The organism is Cytobacillus dafuensis (genome assembly GCF_007995155.1).
Lineage (GTDB): Bacteria > Bacillota > Bacilli > Bacillales > Cytobacillaceae > Cytobacillus > Cytobacillus dafuensis.
The window spans coordinates 433,182-454,512 of the sequence record NZ_CP042593.1; the positions used below are offsets into that span (position 1 = coordinate 433,182).

Below are 21,331 nucleotides of genomic sequence, written 5' to 3' on the forward strand. Positions count from 1 at the left end.
CATGAAAAGAAGTTATCATGTAGTTGCTATTCCAATTCGAATCGTTTTGAACTCATTTGGTGATCATAATCCAAATGGAATGATGTACGTGTTAAAGGAAAATGAACAGAAGGTAAAGGAATTGGTGAAAAAAAATCCGTACTCTCCAGTGGATCTCGTTCAGCCGCTTGTTATCCGAGCAAATGAAGGAGACACGGTAGAAATACTGTTTGAGAATAAATTACCCTTTCACACTGGCATTCATTTTCAAGAAGCAGAGTACGATGTATCTCAAGCAGATGGTGCGAAGGTTGGATTAAACAAAGATAGTACGGCAGCTCCTTTTAAATGTATTAAGTACGAAATACATGCTGTAAATGAAGGAAACTATTTCTTTTCTGATTTAGGCAATCCTTCAAGCAGTGAAAAAGGTTCCAATTCGAATGGTCTGATCGGAGCATTATGTGTCGAGAAGCGTTTTTCATGGTGGACGGATCCCGAAACAGGGAAGGTGATGAACAGTGGAGTGTATGCTGATGTCCATCATCCTCTTTTACCTTCTTTCCGGGAGTATGTCTGGATGTTTCATGATGAAATGGAGGTGGATGATTTAACGGGGAATCGCCCAATCAATCATATCTCTAACCAGGAAGAGGAATCTTTTCATGGCGCTAATTACCGGTTTGAACCGGAAAACAGGCGCGCTCAGCTCATTGCAGAAGGGGTCGTTTGTCCGACTTGTCAAGGAGAAGAAGTCCACCATGATTCATGGGTATTTGGAGATCCATCCACACCAATCTTGCGGGGATATGTTGGTGATCCTGCAAAAATCCGCGTCTTTCATGGCGGGGTTAAGGAAACGCACGTCTTTCATTATCATGTTCATCAATGGTTAAGTGATCCGCAAGACCTCGAGTCTGAAATCCTTGATGCTCAAGCGGTCAGCCCTCAAGCACATTACACGATTGAGCCGCTTTACGGTTTAGGAAGTTTGCAAGGCTCTTTTGGAGATGCGATTGTTCACTGCCATCTTTACCCGCATTTTGTGGCTGGAATGTGGGGGTTGAACCGGATTTTTAATACGCTTCAAGACGGAAGCCAGTGCTATCCGAATGGGGTTCCTATTGAAGCTCTGCAGCCATTGCCAGACAGGGAACCGCCGCCAAAGCCAACAAAACTAAAACCGGGATTCCCGAATTTTATTCCTGGTAAAGTAGGAAACAAGGCGCCGCGTCCGCCGCTTGGTATTGTCGGAGGAAGAGAAATGACCGAGCTGGAAAGACATGCAGCGATCGCGAATCCGAGGCCTGGTGCAGTCTTTACTGATCCTTGTCTTGAGGGTGCGACGGTAAGAGAGTTTAACATTTCTTTAATTGAACTGCCAATCACCTACAACAAACAAGGCTGGCATGATCCAAAGGGGAGGATGTTTATTCTGGATGATGATATAGAAGCCGTTTGTTCGGGAAAAAAAGAACCAGAGCCTTTCGTATTCCATGCCCCAGCGCATACTTGTTTTCATATTAATCTTACGAATCGACTGCCTCATATTCTCGATGGCGATGCGTTCCAACTCGTCACAAGAACGTATGAAGCTGGCTTCCATATCCACTTTGTTAAATTTGATGTCCTTGTTAATGATGGAGCGAATGTCGGGTGGAATTATGATTCTTCCGTTTTACCAGGTGAAACGATACGGTACTCCCATTATGCTGATGTCGAATTAAAAGCATGGTACTTTCATGATCATCTATTCCCAGGCTCTCATCAGCATCATGGCGTCTTTGGATCGGGTGTTGTTCATCCTCGTTTTACGAAATTTTTCGACTCAAAATCGGGAGAAAAAGTCGTTCGCGGAACGCAAATTACTGCAAACAATCCATTGATTCCTGATTATCGTGATTTTGCGTTATTTGTTCAAGATTTCTCCCTTTTATTTGATAAGGATGGAAAACCGCTGCAGCCGCCTCCATTTCCAGGTTCTCAAGATGACCCAGGTTTATTTGGAGTGAATTATAAAAACGAACCGCTGCAATTCCGTTTAGGTCCGGATTGCGATCCTGCTTACACCTTCAGTTCATTCGTGAAAGGGGATCCATGCACCCCCATATTGAGAGCGTATGAAGGAGATCCGATTCGCATTCGTGTGCTTCAAGGATCACAGGAAGAATCCCACAGCTTTAATGTTCATGGGCTAAGGTGGCTGAATGAGCGCGGAGATCTGAATTCTAGGGTTGAATGTCAGCAGCATATCGGTATTTCAGAATCTTTTACAATGGAAACCTATATTCCGAGGTCTGGAGATTATTTGTGGGCGTTTGAAACGGAAGAAGATTTGTGGAACGGACTTTGGGGGCTGATTCGGGCATATGATGAAAAGGTTCCAGATTTAATCCCTTTATCAGATCGCCCAGAGCCGTTAAAGCGAACTCGACCATTGCCTGAATGTACCGGAACAAAGCCGCCGCCAGCGGATGACCCCACTTCTGTTCCTGTTGAAAAGGGACCAGTCCGCTATTTTGATATTGTCGCTTTTCAACTTCCAATCATCTACAATGACTTTAAAGATCAAGATCCACACGCGATTATATTTGCACTCCGGAAGGATATGGATGCCATTTTAAAAGGAACAAAGAAGCCTGAGCCGTTAATCATTCGGGCAAATGTTGGAGACACTGTAGAAGTGACGTTAACAAGCTTGTTGAAATTTGAATTATTCCCTTTTAAAGATGGAATTTATCCGTATCCAGTTGTAAAAGAGCAGGCTTTTTATCCACCATCTCTAAGAATCTCACTGCACCCGCAATTAATTGATTATGATGTAAAAACCTCCTCAGGTGAGACAGTCGGATTCAATGGCGATCAAACCGTAGGACCAGGTGAAAAAAGAACATACCGCTGGTTTGTAGATGCTCAAGTAGGGGCATGCGGCATGTGGGATATGGCGGATATTCGTAACCATAAATCTCAGGGAGCTTTCGGAGCGTTTATAGCAGAACCAAGGGGAACTAAATATTTGGATCCCTATACACTAAAGCCGGTTCAAACGGGAGCGAATGTCATTTTGCGCAACCCTTTTTTACCGGATATAAGAGAATTTGTTTTGGTTATGCATGATGGAGTGAGATTGCTTGATAAAGATGAAAAAGTTATTAACGATCCAATTGCAGGAATTTTGCTGCCGCCACCAGATGTGAATGAAGATGAGGTTGATACGTATGATCAAGGGTCTCGGGGCTTTAATTATCGAAGCGAACGCTTGATCAACCGTTATCAAAAGCATCCATTTCTACATGATTTATTCAGCTCTCAAGTTTTCGGTGATCCGGCTACCCCGCTATTTGAAAGCTATATAGGAGATCCAGTAACGATACGTTTAGTGACACCGGCAGAGAGACGCAGATCACATACTTTCCATTTGCATGGTCACCGCTGGCGTTTTGATTCGAAAGATATCAATTCACGTACAGAATCATTCGTTGGCTTCAACGTTGCCGGTGGTAAACGGAATTTAGAATTGCTGGGCGGAGCGGGAGCTTACGGGGGATTCTTTGGAGATTTTATGTACCGTTCAGGAAATATTCAATGGGACATCGAGCAAGGCATGTGGGGGATTATGAGAGTGCATGGTGATAAGAAAAGCCATTTACCTCCGCTAAAGAAATGATGAAAGAAGAGAGGAAAAGAACTTTCTTTTCTTCTCTATTAATCTTTTAAGAAAGGTGGTGATGAAATTGGAAAAAGAACATGAGAGAGTCCAAAAACAAAAACAAATCATTGATTTTTGTATACCAGAGCGATGTTGTCCAGACCGATTTCCTTCACCTCAACTCCCCTCACCAACGGGCTGTCAGCCGCCAGACATTTTTGAAAAAACTCAAAAAGACATTATTAAAGCAAATAAACTGCTTCTTGATCTTGCATTAGCCGATGACCGGCCGCCAAATGAAACATTTCAAAAGGTTTTAGACGGATTAGCTGGCTTGCGAGTAAAAATCAAAAATCATTTAGGAGAAACGATCGAAGGAAAAGTTATGATGACAGGATCTAATTTTGTCGTCCTTAGGGAAGGACATATAGAGAATATCTTGCCTTTCAGTCAAATTGACACCATTAACCCTTTTGGACGATTTACAGAGCCTGATCATGAGCCTCAATTAACTGACATTGATCCTTGCTTTCGCCGGGATTTAACATTTCATTTCGGTGATGTCGTTTCTTCATTTCCAGAATTAATACACTTATTTTTCAGAACTCCATTAAATATATATTTACTATATTTAGAGGCAAAACGTATTCAAGTTAAAGTGGCCGATTTAACAGTTGAAGGGCTCGTAACAGATGTGGATAAAGAAACAATCGTTTTAAAAGTAGGAAGAGAATCGCAAATAATATCATTTGATAAGATTACACTTATAACAATAAAGCTATAAAATAAAAAAATAAAGTCAGCCATTGGAGCTGACTTTATTTTTATTTCTAAGAAAGTATATATTGCCAGCGCAGAAGATGATTCGACGTAGTTGCTAATTTTAGGAATTAAGTACGACGGACAGGACAAGGAAGGCTTAGGTAGCGATTAACATCGCACAACCAAAAGAGAAGCTTTTGGGAGGACATGGCATGTATGAGCGCGATAAGTGCAACTACTCCTCTGTCTTCGCCTTTCTAAGGCTCGCCAATTAGCGAGTTTTCTTTATCCTCATAATCGTTTTGAATCAATAAAAGAGGGGGGAACAACTAGCCTATACCTTCTAACGGACGAATATTAGAACTTTTTACTTCAACATTTGCTATTTTATCGATGGGAAAAATTAATATGTGGCAATTTTTATGTTTCTTTCCTCGACACTCTTGACAAAGTTCTTCATCTTCAGGTTGTTTTTGTACTGAATCTTTTTCCAAATCTTCTTCGGAAGATTCTTCTTTGTCAGGCTCGTCTATATGCTCTTCCGGTGCGTTCCTACTTGCTGGCGGTAAGTATTTTTCTACAAGCATTTCAACAAAATTGGATCCGACATTGCCGATAGTCCCTTTCACTTTATTCCCGTTATCCAACTCTATTTCCACTTCACACCCAAGCAGCTGACGCAAGCGGAAATTAAGCCCCTCTCGTAAACCAGCTAATCGTATTTTAAAGTTATCATCGCAAATAAATTTCCGGCAATGGCGATCCTCATGGCAGAATGGACAAGGATGGTGCTTGTGATCATGGCAATGCGGGCAAGGATGGTGCTCGCGATCATGGCCGGGATCGTGATTATGCTTAGGTTTCGGATTTTTAGAAGGTGGATAATGATTGATCTTCATTTATCATTCTCCTTTTCTTTTTAAAAAATAATTTGTCCTACTACATAGGCTAACTTCTTGTTAGTAACAAATGATTTTTACTTTAGTGTATGACTTTATTAACAAAAATGAGTAGACGGTAAACCTAAGCAAAGGGAGGATTTTTAAATTAACTATCTGGCAAGGTAAAAAGGAAAATGGTTAAGAACATATAATAAAAAGGCTATTGTCCACCGACACTTGTCCATTCGGGTTACTCCTTTAAGACATATATATAAGTATCAAAAGTAAAGAAGTCATAAACCGTAAATAACGGATATGCGCTTTGCTGTTGAAACTATATTAAAGGAGAGAAAATGAATGAGAAAAAATACTTGTGGCTGCCATGGTCACGATCACTGTCCTCCGCAAATGGAGTGTAGAACAGTAAAATCTGTGTCTGGTGAATGTAAGAGTGAAGATTTCTTTTCGCCAGGTGAAATTGAACAAACAGTAGTATTAAATGATTTAATTATACAAATTCCAGTAGAAGCAGATATTACGCTTCCAGCGCACGCAAAAGATCTTAAGCTTGTTAAGAAAAATGTAAAACTGAAACAATGTAAAGTGGTCAAAAATTCCTTCGATCCGACTCATATGTCTGTAAAGTTATTTATTGAAGGTGTTGTTCATAAAAACATTCAATTTGTTGAGTCTTGCGATGATAAGGTAAGAGACTTTTCTGTTAGTGTCCCATTTAGATGTTTCAAAAAGGTACATCTTAATAAGCCTGCTCAATTCCCGTTTGGAGAGTTTAGTATTAAGAAAAACGTACTTGAAAGAAAAGAGATTGCTAAAGATGGTCATGGTGCTGATGATTGTATTACTGGCTCATTGACTTTTGAAGTATTTACTGAACCAGTTGAATGTAAATTGCTATTTGCTGTAATCGATGAATGGGATATTTTCAAAAAACACGATAGCTTTGGCAGATTCAGAAAAATCACTGAAAAAATGGATGTAGTACTTGGTATTAAATTGTTCCAAAAACAGCAATGCCCTGAACCTGAAGCTGTTGACCATGAATCTCATCATGGATTTATGGGACATGAAAAGAAGGAAACTATTTTTGACAGATTCAGGGGTATGATTGGCTAATAAATCAGTGAAAGGGTGTCTCATAATAGGAGGCACCCTTTCTTTTTTCAAGGTAAAGGATTAAAGGTCTTTGTGCTTATAGGAAAAGTCCTGCGGATTGAAGGTCAATATATTGCGGCTGCAGTAGATCAATAGATAAATTGGCTCTTCCTTGAATATGAAGCTGAGGGATGTTTCCATTCAAATTTTGCTCCTTATGCCATATAAAATTGATACTGCGTAAATGATGCTCAATTTGATTCACCAGTGACTGATAATATTCGTGGTGTGAAATGGTCCCTCTGTCGTCATGTGATTGGAACATGAACTCTTTTTGACTGCTGTTTGATAAGACAGGAGGGAAAAGCCAGTGAATATTGGTTACTTTTTGCCATGGAACAGGGATTTTTACTGTGTGAAGAGTATTGGATTCGTTTATAAATTCAACTTCTGCTAACATTACACCTTTAAAAAATACAGTCGTTGAAGGTAGAAGTACACGGCAATCTAAAGAGTGAAGGGACAAATCAATTTTTTCCACATTCTTCAATGCACTAAACAAATTGAATGAATCAATGATATCGATATCAATGTTCACTTTAGCAAGCAAAACAGAAAGCTTTACTATTGGGTTATGATTCTTTTTTAGGCAATCATCAGAAATGTTATACGTATAGGAAGGATCGTGATAACAGTCTTCATTCTCTTTTTCATTGAACCATTCTCTTTTAAAACCACTTTCTTCAGAAGAAGACTCCTCCTGGAATGAAGAGGATTCATCAATCAAAGATTCCTTTTCCACGGAAAAGGCATCCGCTAGTAGAGATTGAAACTCACTTTGGAATGAAGAGGATTCCTCAAACGAAGATTCATCTTCAACGGAGAAGTCATCTGATAGTAGAGATTGAAACTCACTTTGGAATGAAGAGGATTCCTCAAATGAAGATTCATCTTCAACGGAGAAGTCATCCTCCAGAATAGAATCCATCTCTTCTTGGAATGAAGAGGATTCCTCGAACGAAGATTCATCTTCTGCGGAGAAGTCATCCTCCAGAATAGAATCCATCTCCTCATGGGAGGAAGAGGATTCCTCGAATGAGGATTCGTCTTCAACGGAGAAGTCATCCTCCAGAATAGAATCCATCTCCTCATGGGAGGAAGAGGATTCCTCGAACGAAGATTCATCTTCTGTGGAGAAATCATCCTCCAGAATAGAATCCATCTCCTCGTGGGAGGAAGAGGATTCCTCAAACGAAGATTCATCTTCAACGGAGAAGTCATCCTCTAGAATAGGGTCCATCTCCTCATGGGAGGAAGAGGATTCCTCAAACGAAGATTCATCTTCAACGGAGAAGTCATCCTCCAGAATAGAATCCATCTCTTCATGGGAGGAGGATTCCTCAAACGAAGATTCATCTTCAACGGAGAAGTCATCCTCTAGAATAGAATCCATCTCCTCATGGGAGGAAGAGGATTCCTCAAACGAAGATTCATCTTCTATGGAGAAGTCATCCTCTAGAATAGAGTCCATCTCCTCATGGGAGGAAGAGGATTCCTCTGTCATTGATTCCTCTTTTACGGAATAAGCAGCCACAATTGTAGAATGAATCTCCTCCTGGAGTGAAGAGGATTCCTCTGTCATTGATTCATCCTTTACGGAATAAGCAGCCACTGGTGTAGAATGAATTTCCTCCTGGAGTGAAGAGGATTCCACTGTCACTGATTCATCCTTTACGGAATAAGCAGCCACTGGTGTAGAATGAATTTCCTCCTGGAGTGAAGAGGATTCCTCTGTCACTGATTCATCCTTTACGGAATAAGCAGCCACTGGTGTAGAATGAATCTCCTCCTGGAGTGAAGAGGATTCCTCTGTCATTGATTCATCCTTTACGGAATAAGCAGGCACTATTGTAGAATGAATCTCCTCCTGGAGTGAAGAGGATTCTTCCCGTTTGGAATATGCTTCAGCAAGCAAAGTAGAAAACTCACTCTGAAAGGGAGAAGACTCCTCAAGTATTGAAAAAAAGGCATTCTCATAGGTAGAAGATTCTACAAAACCAGAAGAAGACTCCTCTTCTTGAAGGGAAGCAGCTTTCTCAAGAATAGAAGAAGACTCCTCTTGATACAAATGATCATCCGACAGTATAGAGGAAATCTCATTCATAAGTGATGTATTCTCGAGAATCGAAGACTCCTCTTCTTGAAGAGAAGCGGCTTTCTCAAGAATAGAAGAAGACTCCTCTTGATAAAAATAATCATCCGACAGTATAGAGGAAATCTCATTCATAAGTGATGGATTCACGTGAATAGAAGACTCCTCTTCTTGAAAGGAAGCGGCTTTCTCAAAGCTAGAAGAAGATCTATCCTGATTAGAATAATCATCCGTCCGTATAGAAGAAGACTCAATCATAAGTGATGTATCCTCGTCGATAGAAGACTCCTCGCTCTGAAGAGGGGAGGCTTCCTCTAGTAAGAAACTAAACTCCTCCTGTTTTAAAAAGTCATCCGTCTTCATTGAGGTACCCTCTGCCTGAAGGAAGTCGGATTCTTCAGGTAGAGGAGGAATTTCCTCTGAAAGGACCTCAGTTTCCTCAAGTGTAGAAGTGGACTTATCATGTGAGGATGAAGACTCTTCCATCAAAGAAGGAGCATCTTCAAGCATTGAAGAAAAATGCTGCATCATTGAATTAACTCTTTCTTCCCTATCTTCATATTCCAAAGATTGCTCTATAATTTTCATTGAATTAATCTGTTGTGCTTCTACCCTTGGTGGAGTAAAAATGATAGGCATTGATAATATTTGTTCACCTATATTACTTGCTGCAGATCTGCGTTTTTGAGATGCTCTTTGCCTATTATTTGATTTAGGTCGCTCTAACAAGACTCATCACAATCATGATAACAATCATCATTCGTCGTAGAAGAAACACGTATTTGCTGATTTTGGAGAACCTTTAAGGTGATATCAAGCACCATTTTTTCTTCGATTTTCGTAAAGATTCCTTCACCTAAAGGTGCAGAATCAGGGAAGGGAACTCTATCGATTGCTTCGTCCCATTCGATAATTTTACTAGAAATTAGTTCACAAAACGGAAGTTCATTATAATGCTGGGTACTTTCTTGATGAAACTGTGAAAGGTCACTCGATTGAAATTCATCTTTTTCCGGAAAACCTGTTGGTAATGATTTCGATACGAAGAAGTCAAACTCATTGCGTTTGTTTACTTCTGGGTTCACTGGTTTTGTTAAGAAGCGCTTGATTTCCGTTACAGTTTGAAATGGAATATCAACCGTGAGAGAATGCAAATCTGACGCAACTGTTGTTGATGTACTTTGATCTATTTCCATACTTGGACTCGCATACTGAATATTTTTGCGAACAAATCCTTTAATAAATAATTTGTTTGTTGGTAAAAGCAATCTGCACTGAACTAATTTCACATGCTTTTTTATATCTTTTATTTCTAATACGGGTTCTGGAAATTCAATTAATGCATCTACATTTACTTGTATCGTTAGCTCGGCTAATACGACTGGAACCTTTGTAATGATTTTTCCAATGCTTACATTTGGATGATGCTGATAACTATCACACTCGTTTTGGTTTGTTGAAACTTTACCTTCATTCTTTTTTTTATTTTTATCTGACATTTGGGCTCCTCCTTAAAAAACAGATAATGCATCCTATGCGGGATATACGTCTATGTTTGGGCCTCTGCCTATTGAAATTTGTAAAAAAGAATGATGATTGCCTAAAAACATTGAGGATTCAATGAAATCAACAAAAAAAATTATTCTGTCTATATCATGGGACAATTGACAAGGAAGTAAGTAACTATAGTGATTGATAGGAAAAAACAAATATATATTTATTAATACTGTCAATTTATAAGAAATCGAATATGTATAGTTACGAGAGGGGTATATTTAGAAAATGGAAAAGACAATACCATGCTCTCCAAAAGGAATTGCTAAGATATTGCCTTCGCTAAAATCCTATCGTCACTCGCCAAAGTTAAGTAGGATTCAAAATTATATTAATGTGCATCAACACGAACTTGCTGGTTTTGTAATACTTTAATCGTAAACTCTAAAAACATCTTTTCAACTACATTTTCGAATATTCCCTCTTCAAAAGGCTTATTGCCAGGCAATGGCATCCTGTCTACAGCCTCATCCCATTCAATAATATTACTTGATATTAACTCACAGAAAGGAAGCTGATTGTAGAACTGTGTGCTTACTTGATGGAATTGGGAAAGATCACTTGAAAGCAGGTGATCCTTTTCAGGGAAACCATGACCTAAATCTTGAGCTCTAAAGAAGTCGAATTCAGAACGAGTGTTTAATAGCGGCAGCTCTGGCGGAGTAAGAAAGTCTGCTGCGGCAATTGTCGTCACACATTCAAAAGGCACATCGGCTGTAAGAGATCGTAATTCAGAAGATACGCATTGGGCTGTAGAATGAGGACAAGGGGTTGCATATTGGATGTTTTTGCGAACAAACCCTTTTAAGAATAATCGCAAATCAGTTGCTGCGAATGGATCTGAGCCTGCCGCCACTCCAGGAAGAAGAAGTCTACATTGAACAATTTTAACCCTCTTTTTAATATCTTTGATTTCAAGAACAGGGTCAGGAAAATGAATTTTAGCAACCAAGTTCGTTCTTACAGTTAATTCCGCCAGTGTAACAGGTACTCTGATTATTCTTCGACCTGCCGGTGTAGTAGTTGGAGATGTTGGCGTATTCTCACATTCTCCCACATGGGCGGATATATCTACATCTACACAGTTTTTATCTTTGTTCATTTTTTTTCCTCCTTAAGTTTTAGGTTCAATTTATCGTATGCGGACAATAGGATAAATGCATTGGTACAATCGTGGAATTTAAGGAGATACTTAGACAAATTAATATAGAAATGGACCAGCACAAATGAGTGCCTATCCTGCATAGGATTCAAAAGGAGGAGTGAGGAATAAATGGAGAGACAAAATTTTCTTGCCGTTGATATAGGTAACAGCTGGTATAAGGCGATAGCTTCTGACCAATGGGTAGAATGCGAATATCAAATTCCTAATGCAATCGCCCTATTCGATGAGGAGTTTTATGAAAAGCCTTACGAAGACGATGATGTCGACTTTGAGGAAACTCTAATTGTTGAAGTAAAAAGTCAGGCAATACTTGATAAAAGGGAAATATATTATATAGGAAAAGCAGCTGCAAAACAGCGTGATGTGAGCTTAACCGCTTTTAATAATCAAAAGGTTGACGAAGATCGCACATATATTCTGCTTTTTGGCTTAGCGGCTTTTCATGCTTTATTCTTAAATCCCGGAGAAACAGAGCTGCATTTTACTATTGATCAATTAGCTGTTTCATTGCCGACGACACAATATAAAGTAAAGAAAAAACGATTTAGAGAGCGATTAATAGGTACACATACCGTAATCTTTCATAAGGTGCCGGGAATCCCAGAACCAAAAGAATTAGTTGTTAAATTACATGTAGAGGATGTAATTATTGGTGCAGAAGGGGCTTGTGCATATTTAGGCCTTACTCGTGATCAGGATACGTTAGGAATAAAGGATGAAGCCCTTGTAAATGAATCGAGGAAAGGGATTATTATTGGCGACCTTGGGGGAGACTCAGTAGATTTTGTAGGTATTAAGAATAATAAACCTGTTGCTTCTGTTGAGGGAGAAACTTTTGGAATCAATCAATTTCTCGATAATATCATTCAAAAGGTTAGTAAGAATGAATTGTATAAATTCGATTCACGTTCAGAGCTAGAAGAAAAACTAGCGGGTGGACCTTCGGAGTGGTATGTTGAACCATTTGCTGGAGTAAAAAAGGACATTAGTAAGTATATTATTCCTCAGTTAAAATCAATGGCTATTAAATATCTTGAGCACTTTGATCGTGTCCGCTCAAGCTCCAATGAGATAAAGGGTGCAACCCGGTATATTGCAGTTGGGGGAGCAGCGAAAATGGCCCAAAAGCAGATTCAAGAAGCTGCAGTCAGATGGTCTGAAAGAGGGAGGCCAATTAATTTAACATTCCCGGAGAATATGGAAAAACTGAATGTCCTTGGGTTGATGGTTCTTGCAAAAATGAAGCAATTAAAAAAAGATCAAGAAAAAACAAATGATCTCATAAGTGCAAAAAGTTAAAGGATGATGGAAATGTCTAGAATATATACAGATTACATCAATAATATTGCCTTAACTCTTCCTGATCGTTTCATTGATGTAAAAACGGGTGATTCACTTTTGGTTTCATCAAAAATCCAAGAACAAATAGAATATCATGCAAATAACAATACACTTATACACCTATTGTTATCAGCCCTTAATAGTTACTTTCATCCCAAGGGGGCTAATGGAGGGACTGAAGAAATATTATTTCAATTAGCAGAAATTAAAAAAATGATGCAGCATGGTTACCCTCCAATCAACAATTTCCAAGGATTAGCTCCATTGAATAATAAACAAGGATCAACAAATATTTTGGATATGAAAGACCTAGAGGACGTCCTAGAAGTCTTTGGCGGATAGCAATATGTATTTATGGTGAACTCAAAAATCGGGTTCACCTTTAATTTAGAATATAATTTTGATAGTCCTAGCCTTTGTTGCTAGGCTAGGAATGGTCTATATCGAATTTATAATTTTATGGCAGGCAAGCAGGTGATCGCACAGAAGCAAGAGAGATCAACAGTGATACAAATTCCGGTTCTCATTAAATCATCTACATCTTTATGATCGATTTGACGGCAAGGTGACGAAGGCTCTTTATGGTCACATTTCTTACCCGAATCTTCATGACAGCTCTTTTTAGGTTTAAATGTTAAAAGTTCAAGAACGGCACAATTATCATCGAGGTCCTTGATTTTAAAAATGAAAGTAGAAATACAAGCGAACTTTTTCTTTTTCGAATGGGTAGTAAATGTCGTCACTCCAGTGCCTTTAAACGGTTCACAATCACAATAAAGAATGAAAGGTATTGTATTTTTCTTCGGCTTTTTTTCTTCTCCTAATAGCTCTTTAATGGATTCCTTGCATGAAACTTTGCATTCGTCATCTCTTTTGGCTTTCTTTTGTGCTTTTAAAATTGCTTCTAAAACTTCTTCCACACAATTTTCTTTGTGATGATGATCTTTGCATTTTTTCTTTTTATGCTTTTTATGATGGTCTTCATGATGGTCATGATGATCATCTTTGCGTTTATCCTTTTTCTTCTTCTTACAATGGTCCTTGTGGTGATCATGATGATCATCTTTGTGTTTATCCTTTTTATGTTTCTTATGATGATCCTCATGGTGGTCATCTTTGCAATTATCCTTTTTATGCTTCATATGATGGTCTTCATGGTGGTTAGGATGATCGTCTTTGCCGTGATCATCCCAATGTTTATCATGATCATGCTTTTTGTGATGATCTTTCTTTTTGCGCTTGCTACACATACCCATGATTTTCACTCCTTAGAATATATAGTCAGAATCAGCATATGGTCGAGCACTTTTTTTTGAGTGAGTTTCCTGCCTAGAAGGAGTGAATTAATTTTAGCTTGTAGGGATGTATTAGCTTCCAAACTCTTTTGTTACATAAGATTCGAAATTTTCCATTTTCTTTTTAAATTTGCTTTTCTTTTTTAGCTTTGCATTGGATTGCTTATATGTGTGAGAATTTTTATCTGCTCTTCGAACATAAACATAATTGTATTTGCTAGTAGAATATATTTTTATATTTTTTTTTCTGCATTTTCTAACAAATTTAGCATCAGTTCCTGAACCTATATGTGAAGGGAATTTAATTTTTGGATAAATTTCCTTTCTAAAAATGAGTGTTCCTCCTTTAAGACTGCTTTTTCCTGCTTTATTTTCACTTCCAATCTTCCTCAATGTTAATAGCTTATTTTTTTCAAAATACATAAAAGAAACGCCTTTGCCGACTAACTGTGCATCAGTTGTTTGAAAAATCTCCATTGCTTCTGAAAAATAATAAGGCGAATAGTAATCATCATCATCAAATTTTGCTACAATATCATATTTTGCTTTTTCAGTTCCGAAGTTTAAGCACTCTCCTAATGTTTTATCTTCGGAGAGCTGGTAAATCGAAACATTTTCATACTTCTCCGCTTTTTCTTGCCATTTTTCCATTTTCATATTGTCATTATTCAATATAATAATTAGCTCTTTATCCGGCCATAATTGCCGTAAGTAATTATTAAACACATTGTCCATCATGTCGTCTCTAATCGTACAAGCAACAATTGAAACCACTTTTTCACCCCACTAAAAATATTTTTATCGCAGATTAACGGGCAGTAAGACCCCCACTACAAGGTTGCGAGAGAATCAAGAAACCTAGTGGGGGATCAACTGCCCGTAAAGGCCCATAAAATGAACACAGACTAAAAGCGCCACATCGTGTGGCAACGTCTGCGTGACCCACTTCCTGTGGGCCGCAACTAACCATCAGTGGGGGATGAAAGCCGACTAAGAACGCCATTTCCTGTGGCAACGTAGGCACTAGCACGCCCTGTGCGTCGAAAAACCCCCACTGATGGAAGTTTCACTTTATTGAATGATGGATAGGTAAAGTTAATTGGCATCAGATACGATTTCTTTTAAAGCCGCTTGAAGCTCATATTCTGGGGTCCAATTTAAAATCGATTTTGCCTTTTGTGCATTCAATTTACTATTCCTAATCTCACCTTGACGATTTGGTTTATAAATAATGGGAATATCCTTTTGATAGATACTTTTTAAGTTGGTACATAAGCTACTAATACTGATACTAGAATTAGTCCCTAAATTAAGAATTTCATTATCCCCTTTCGTGATTGCTAATAAATTAGCTCTTGCTATATCTTTTACATATACAAAATCTCTCGTTTGCTCCCCATCCCCATAAATCGTGATCTCATTTCCAAGCTTGAATTGATTTAAAAAAATGGATATTACATCTCCTCCTGAGGAACGAGGGCCAAAAACATTTCCATAACGGAAAATAGTAAAAGGCAATCCAAACATTTCATTAAACATACGAATGTGTAATTCAGAAATGTACTTCGCAAGACCATAGAATGAACTAGGGTTTATGGAATGCTCTTCTGTAATTTCTTCCGTTTTTTCTATATCGGAATAGACAGCGGAAGACGAAGAGAAAATAAATTTTTTCACCTTATATTTATTAGAGTAATTTAGAAGATTAAGTGTCCCCATAATATTTGTTTCTGCATCTTTTACAGGTGATTTAATCGATTCATTTACATCAACTTGTGCAGCAAGATGAATAACGATATCTGGTTTTTCTTTAATAAACACATCTTCAATCTCTGGAGACAAAATATTAATAGGGTAATATTTTATCTTTTTTTCTTCGTGTTCTTTTATGATTTTACGTGTATCAATAATGACAACGTCATAGCCTGTCTGCATTAATAATTCAGCAACAAAGGAACCGATAAAGCCTGCTCCTCCAGTGACTATTACTTTCATAATTATCACATCCTTTTTTTATATTTTCTTTATCTTATGGGAAATTCCAATACATGAGTGTGCATTCGTGTAAGTTCTCTAATTGCGGCTAATTTGTTTCTATAAAAATGGTCTATTATCGATGAAAAATGCTGGTAAACACCTAAGCAATATTTCGCATTTAGAATAATATAGGACAAATAGCCTCTTTAAATCGTGTGTATAAGGGGCCAAGAAAAAGCTAAAAGATATGTACATGAAAGTGTTATCGCAGATTAACGGGCAGTAAGACCCCCGCTTCAAGGATTCGCGAATGCAAAGAAGAGTAAGTGGGGATCAACTGCCCGTAAATGCCCGATTAGTTCAACTAACCATCAGTGGGGGATGAAGAAAAACCCCCACTGATGGAAGTTTCACTTTATCAAAGAGCGGAGAACTTTAAAGAAAGAGGAGGGAGAAAGTGAAAGGAATTATAATCGCGGGAGGAAAAGGTATAAGACTTAGACCATTAACGAAAATGATATCAAAATCTTTGTTGCCGGTTTATGACAAGCCTATGATTTATTACCCGCTTTCTATTTTGATGCAAGCTGGAATTAATGAAATACTAATCATTACCACCCCTCAGGATAAGGGGCGGTTTATCAAGCTATTAGGAGATGGGTCACAAATAGGGATATCGTTGAGCTATGAAGTGGAGCCAGAACCGCAAGGAATTGGCCAAGCGTTTATCATCGGTGAAAAGTTTATCGGCAGTGGTCCGGTAGCCTTAATACTTGGTGACAATATTTTTTATGGCGAGGGAATGACTTCACTTTTGTATAGAGCATCTGAAAGAAAAGAAGGTGCTACAATCTTTAGTTATGTTGTTGATGCCCCAGAACGGTTTGGCGTTGTGAGTATTAGCCATGATGGGAGGGCTATTTCTCTTGAAGAGAAGCCTTTAATTTCTAAGTCAAATCATGCAGTAACAGGGTTATATTTCTATGATAATCAAGTGATAGAAATAGCAAAAAATCTTGAACGATCCGAACGAGGGGAATTAGAAATCACTGACATTAACAAGGTGTACCTAAATAAAGGTGAATTACATGTAGAGCAATTAGGTAATGGATTTTCCTGGATGGATACAGGTACCCATTTATCTTTAATCGAAGCAGCAAACTTTATTAAAGAAATAGAAAAACAAAAAAAAATAAAAATTGGATGCATTGAAGAGATTGCTTTCAAAAAAGGATTAATCACAAAAGAACAATTAATATTCCTAGCAGAGCCACTGCTGAAAACAGATTATGGACAGCATTTATTAAAAATAGCAAAAACCAAAGAATGCTTTCCATTAAAAAATAGAAAGGAGCAAGGATTTGATTCCATCCCATGATTTTTTAATCACACCCAAAAGTAATATGGTTATTTGTTGCTTAGGAACTGGTGAGGACCATGAGGCTGCCCTGAATATTATGAAACCTACCGTTACATATTACGGGAAGCTTCATAATATTGATACTTTGTTTTTTACCGAAAGTTTTTTGCCGAACAAGCTAGCTAAGAGAAATAAAGTTTTTTTACTTGCTAATCTATTAAAATATTACGAGATTGTGATGTGGATGGATTCAGATACAATCATCGTTAATCCCCAGGAAGATATTCGTCATGAACTAAATTCAGATCATGTCATGTACATGACTAGTTATTTTGGAAGGGATCCACTCTTTCCGAATTCAGGTGTGATTGTTGTAAAGCGGGATCCAAAATCAATGGAAATTCTAGAAAAGGTGTGGAATTATAGGCAACGGAAGAGGGGGTGGTGGGATCAGCAAGCGTTCTTGAATCTTTTAGGCTTCCATAACCATAATGTCAGAATAAGAGCCTATGATGGTCCAACCCAATATACGCCCCTAATTGGTCAATTAGATCTCAAATGGAATAGCAGACCTAATCGTAAAGATGTTGCTGAAAGTCCGGTGATCATGCACCATTGTGGTCTTAAGTGGCAGAAAAGATTAGAGAGAATGGAAAAAAGCTATAAACAATTTTTGAAAAATACAAAATAAAAATATTTCGTTATATACAAAACATAGACCAGCATTTCAACTGCTTCATACCTATTGGTAAAGTCAGTTCATCGCAGATTAACGGGCAGTAAGACCCCCACTAAAGGTTGCGAGAGAATTAAAGAAACCTAAGTGGGGGATCAACTGCCCGTAAAGGCCCATAAAATGAACACAGACTAAAAGCGCCACATCGTGTGGCAACGTCTGCGTGACCCACTTCCTGTGGGCCGCAACTAACCATCAGTGGGGGATGAAAGCCGACTAAGAACGCCACGTCCTGTGTCAACGTCGGCACTAGCACGTCCTGTGCGTCGGAAAACCCCCACTGATGGAAGTTTCACTTTATTGTATAAAGGTTGGTGATTCGAATCTAATGGAAAGAAAGGATAAATCAAGGAAAAAATTAGTGCGAAAGGAAATAAATGCTGATCGAAATATGGACCTGAATGATAGCGGATCAGACATCATGCTATCATTTTTTAGGACTGAAGTTCTTAAAGAGGAGTTAAACCAATATGAATCTGGAAAAAAAATAGCCCCCATTGATCAACTCATAGCTGATGCTGAAGAGGCTTTAACACAAGGCCCTTATTCAGTTATTGATAAAACGACGCTTCCGCCTAGTCATAATGCCAACGATTATTGGCATCCAGCTCCATATTGGTGGCCTAACCCAAAGACGAAGGATGGAATGCCTTATATTCGTCGAGATGGCAAACGGGTTCCCGGAACACGTATGTATGAACTGGAGAGTGAAAAGTATGATCGAACCCGTCTTCAGTATGTATTTGATGACTCTATTACTCTTGCATTAGCATGGTATTTCACAAAAGAAAAGAAATACGCAATGCATGGTGTGCGAATCCTGGAAAGATTCTTTATAAATCCCAAGACTCGAATGACACCTCACTTAAAATATGCTCAAGTTAGGCTAGGAAGAAACAATAACAAAGGTTCCCATTCTGGCATCATTGAAATGAAGGATATGTATTACTATCTTGATGCTATCCGGCTTTTCCATGCTGCGGGCTGTATGGATGAGGAAACATTAATCGATTTTAAAAAGTGGTTATCTAGCTATTTAGAATGGCTTGTCCATTCGGCTCAAGGGGAGAAGGAACAAAAATCAAGCAATAATCATGGCACATTTTATGATCTTCAAGTTGCAGCCATAGCAGAATTTCTAAATAATCGTTCACTATTATATAAAACATTAGCTCGTTCAAAGGCGAGAATTCGAGAGCAGTTTGCAAAGGATGGTTCACAGCCGAAAGAACTGAAGCGAAATACAACTGCCCACTATTGTTTTTTTAATTTCCAAGGGTGGATTTATCTCTGTGAAATTGCAAATCGCTGGGGAATGGATTTATGGTCTTATAAAGCTTCTAATGGCTCTAGTTTGATGAATGGAGCAAAATGGCTGCTGTCTCATTCAGGAAAGGAGTGGCCATATAAGCAGGCCGATGAGTTTGATTTAGAACGGTATTTCCCAATTTGGTTTTCTATCCCTCGACGCTCATTCAGGAAAGGAATGACTGATCAATTTCCGAACTCAAAATACAGTGTAAAACCAAGATTTTTCCCGTATGATGGGGTGCGTCCTTATTGGAATTTAGGACTAGGTGAATATAAGAAGAGGTAAGGAAAATGGATGAAAAGGAGGAAATTTATTTGCAAAAGGACAAGAAAAAAAAGAAAAAAACTGGCTCTTCTTCCCTTGTCAGAAAAGAGTTGAAAAGAATTGATAAATATTTTAAAGAGTTAGAGTTGAATGTCTCAGAAAAAACAAATGAAGAGAAAGATAAAAAAGAAATAGCATTTGCCATATCGCTTAAAAGCAGAACTCTCTCTCGTGATTGGGAACAGGTTCAGGCTAATTTATCCTATACACTGAAATCAATTCTGAGAAATACGGATCAAAACTTTCGTATTATTATTGCCGGCCATGAAAAACCCGATATAGATGAACTTCATCATAGCCATGTTACCTGGTTATCTGTCGATTTCCCACCACCGCCTCCCCCTGGAAGCGGTCCGGAATTTACTGAAGATAAAAAGCACAAACGCAGAGTGATAGGCGCATATTTAAGAAAGATTGGGTTTTCTGGGTACTTTATGCCCCTCGATGCCGATGACTGGATACACTATAGATTCGTAGAATTTATCCGCTCACAACCAATCTCCAATGCGTTTCTTATTAAGAAAGGGATAATGATTAATCAAAGTCTAGAAGAGATTTGGCTAAGAAACCGATTTTATATCGGATGCGGAAGCAGTGCATTGTATTATTTTTCAAACGAAGATTTTCCGAAAACTTCTAAGTTGGAAGATGCAGAAAGGAAGCTCTTTGGTTTGTCTATCATGAATCACCAAAAGGTTCCGCAAAACTTAGCAAATATTAATAAGGACTATAAAACCGTTCACTATCCATTGGTCACATATGTCCTTGGCCACGGCGACAATACGAGCGTATTAAAGGGGAAAAAAAGCAACCTCGTTTCTGCAAAAAAATATAAAGCCAAAGGAGAAAATCTTAAAAAATGGGTTTATCAATACTTCCGAGTTGACGTATAAAATTTTAGGAATTCCTAATAGAAAAAATCATTCTAATTCAAAGCTTCTTAATTCCTCTAAATCTATAAACGAATTCTACCAAAATCCACTTCTGTCCATTTCCATTAATTAATGACGCTCATATAAATATTTGAAGGCTATCAAATGAGGTGAAATTATGAGTAAAAATGTATTAATTATCGCCTCCCATCCTGATGATGAAATTTTAGGATGTGGAGGTACGATTAAAAAACTAATAGAAAATGGACATCAAGTCATAACGGTCATTACTGCTAAGGGTCGCAAGGAAGAAGAACTGAATATGCATAAGAATATTCTAAAGGCTAATCATTTGTTAGGGGTAAAGGAAGTAATCTTTCTACAATATCCTAATCTAGAAATGGAAACCATTCCACTTCATAAAATTACGAAAGAAATTGAAAAATTAATAGAAAAATATAAACCCGAAATGATTTTTACTCATCACTATGGAGATTTAAATCGAGATCATCAAATCACTTATCAGGCAGTTTTGACTGCTATTCGGCCAATTGCGGGGAAAAAACCAATTGAATTGATTTGTTTTGAAACCTTGTCTTCAAGCGAATGGACACAGCATACGAGTGATAAAACATTTAAACCTAATTATTTTGTGGATATTAGTGACACGATTGATCAAAAACAGCATGCACTCCTTGCATATGATGTCGAAATGAGGATGTTTCCGCATCCGCGTTCATATGAAGGAGTGGAATATTTAGCAAGGGTAAGAGGGATGACTGTTGGTTTCGAGTATGGAGAAGCCTTTGAAATCATCAGGAGAGTATGGAAATGAACTACTTTAGAAAAAAACATACTA

17 protein-coding genes are annotated in these 21,331 nt (G+C 38.1%); 10 read left to right on the forward strand and 7 right to left on the reverse strand.

What is annotated here, in order from left to right:
• Window position 1 precedes the first annotated feature (1 nt).
• Window positions 2-3,646 (forward strand): cupredoxin domain-containing protein, encoded by a 3,645-nt coding sequence (locus FSZ17_RS02295; RefSeq protein ID WP_057775467.1) that lies wholly within the window; start codon window positions 2-4, stop codon window positions 3,644-3,646.
• Between the two features lie 61 nt (window positions 3,647-3,707).
• On the forward strand, window positions 3,708-4,412 hold the full coding sequence (locus FSZ17_RS02300) for a hypothetical protein (RefSeq protein ID WP_057775469.1): 705 nt from the start codon (window positions 3,708-3,710) through the stop codon (window positions 4,410-4,412).
• A 307-nt stretch (window positions 4,413-4,719) separates the two neighbouring features.
• Here the strand turns inward: FSZ17_RS02300 and FSZ17_RS02305 are convergent, their stop codons facing one another.
• On the reverse strand, window positions 4,720-5,289 hold the full coding sequence (locus FSZ17_RS02305) for a hypothetical protein (protein ID WP_057775471.1): 570 nt from the start codon (window positions 5,287-5,289) through the stop codon (window positions 4,720-4,722).
• Between the two features lie 339 nt (window positions 5,290-5,628).
• On the opposite strand from FSZ17_RS02305, the gene FSZ17_RS02310 reads away from it, so the two are divergent.
• Window positions 5,629-6,405: a CsxC family protein gene (locus FSZ17_RS02310; RefSeq protein WP_057775474.1), complete on the forward strand. Its 777-nt coding sequence runs from the start codon at window positions 5,629-5,631 to the stop codon at window positions 6,403-6,405.
• A 76-nt stretch (window positions 6,406-6,481) separates the two neighbouring features.
• On the opposite strand, the gene FSZ17_RS02315 is transcribed toward FSZ17_RS02310, so the two are convergent.
• The 3 genes from FSZ17_RS02315 to FSZ17_RS02325 all read right to left on the reverse strand — a co-directional run bounded on the left by FSZ17_RS02315 (window position 6,482) and on the right by FSZ17_RS02325 (window position 11,192).
• Window positions 6,482-9,265 (reverse strand): hypothetical protein, encoded by a 2,784-nt coding sequence (locus FSZ17_RS02315; protein ID WP_146846342.1) that lies wholly within the window; start codon window positions 9,263-9,265, stop codon window positions 6,482-6,484.
• On the reverse strand, window positions 9,259-10,035 hold the full coding sequence (locus FSZ17_RS02320) for a CsxC family protein (protein ID WP_057775483.1): 777 nt from the start codon (window positions 10,033-10,035) through the stop codon (window positions 9,259-9,261). The genes FSZ17_RS02315 and FSZ17_RS02320 overlap by 7 nt, the downstream gene beginning before the upstream one ends.
• Window positions 10,036-10,421: 386 nt before the next feature.
• Window positions 10,422-11,192 (reverse strand): CsxC family protein, encoded by a 771-nt coding sequence (locus FSZ17_RS02325; RefSeq protein WP_057775485.1) that lies wholly within the window; start codon window positions 11,190-11,192, stop codon window positions 10,422-10,424.
• 171 nt (window positions 11,193-11,363) lie between these two features.
• On the opposite strand from FSZ17_RS02325, the gene FSZ17_RS02330 reads away from it, so the two are divergent.
• Together FSZ17_RS02330 and FSZ17_RS02335 are read left to right on the forward strand one after the other, a co-directional pair.
• On the forward strand, window positions 11,364-12,554 hold the full coding sequence (locus tag FSZ17_RS02330; protein WP_057775487.1) for a ParM/StbA family protein: 1,191 nt from the start codon (window positions 11,364-11,366) through the stop codon (window positions 12,552-12,554).
• 12 nt (window positions 12,555-12,566) lie between these two features.
• Window positions 12,567-12,938: a hypothetical protein gene (locus tag FSZ17_RS02335; protein ID WP_082625358.1), complete on the forward strand. Its 372-nt coding sequence runs from the start codon at window positions 12,567-12,569 to the stop codon at window positions 12,936-12,938.
• A 107-nt stretch (window positions 12,939-13,045) separates the two neighbouring features.
• On the opposite strand, the gene FSZ17_RS02340 is transcribed toward FSZ17_RS02335, so the two are convergent.
• The 3 genes from FSZ17_RS02340 to FSZ17_RS02350 all read right to left on the reverse strand — a co-directional run bounded on the left by FSZ17_RS02340 (window position 13,046) and on the right by FSZ17_RS02350 (window position 15,886).
• Window positions 13,046-13,852, reverse strand: a complete 807-nt coding sequence (locus tag FSZ17_RS02340; RefSeq protein ID WP_228460269.1) for a CotY/CotZ family spore coat protein — start codon at window positions 13,850-13,852, stop codon at window positions 13,046-13,048.
• A gap of 111 nt (window positions 13,853-13,963) precedes the next feature.
• Complete coding sequence (locus FSZ17_RS02345) at window positions 13,964-14,665, reverse strand: glycosyltransferase (protein WP_057775491.1); 702 nt, start codon at window positions 14,663-14,665, stop codon at window positions 13,964-13,966.
• A 321-nt stretch (window positions 14,666-14,986) separates the two neighbouring features.
• Complete coding sequence (locus tag FSZ17_RS02350; protein ID WP_057775493.1) at window positions 14,987-15,886, reverse strand: NAD-dependent epimerase/dehydratase family protein; 900 nt, start codon at window positions 15,884-15,886, stop codon at window positions 14,987-14,989.
• A 439-nt stretch (window positions 15,887-16,325) separates the two neighbouring features.
• Between FSZ17_RS02350 and rfbA the strand changes: the two genes are divergently transcribed.
• The 5 genes from rfbA (at window position 16,326) to FSZ17_RS02375 (ending at window position 21,307) form a co-directional block, all read left to right on the forward strand.
• Window positions 16,326-17,246 (forward strand): glucose-1-phosphate thymidylyltransferase RfbA, encoded by a 921-nt coding sequence (rfbA, locus tag FSZ17_RS02355; RefSeq protein ID WP_057775495.1) that lies wholly within the window; start codon window positions 16,326-16,328, stop codon window positions 17,244-17,246.
• Window positions 17,230-17,919, forward strand: coding sequence for a putative nucleotide-diphospho-sugar transferase (locus tag FSZ17_RS02360; protein ID WP_082625359.1), 690 nt, complete (start codon window positions 17,230-17,232; stop codon window positions 17,917-17,919). Before rfbA ends, FSZ17_RS02360 begins: the two co-directional genes overlap by 17 nt.
• Window positions 17,920-18,292: 373 nt before the next feature.
• Window positions 18,293-19,561 carry an alginate lyase family protein gene (locus FSZ17_RS02365; protein ID WP_057775498.1) on the forward strand — a complete coding sequence of 423 codons (1,269 nt, stop codon included), beginning with the start codon at window positions 18,293-18,295 and terminating at the stop codon, window positions 19,559-19,561.
• Window positions 19,562-19,566: 5 nt separating this feature from the next.
• Window positions 19,567-20,493, forward strand: coding sequence for a hypothetical protein (locus tag FSZ17_RS02370; protein WP_057775500.1), 927 nt, complete (start codon window positions 19,567-19,569; stop codon window positions 20,491-20,493).
• 157 nt (window positions 20,494-20,650) lie between these two features.
• Window positions 20,651-21,307, forward strand: coding sequence for a PIG-L deacetylase family protein (locus FSZ17_RS02375; RefSeq protein WP_057775502.1), 657 nt, complete (start codon window positions 20,651-20,653; stop codon window positions 21,305-21,307).
• Window positions 21,308-21,331 lie beyond the last annotated feature (24 nt).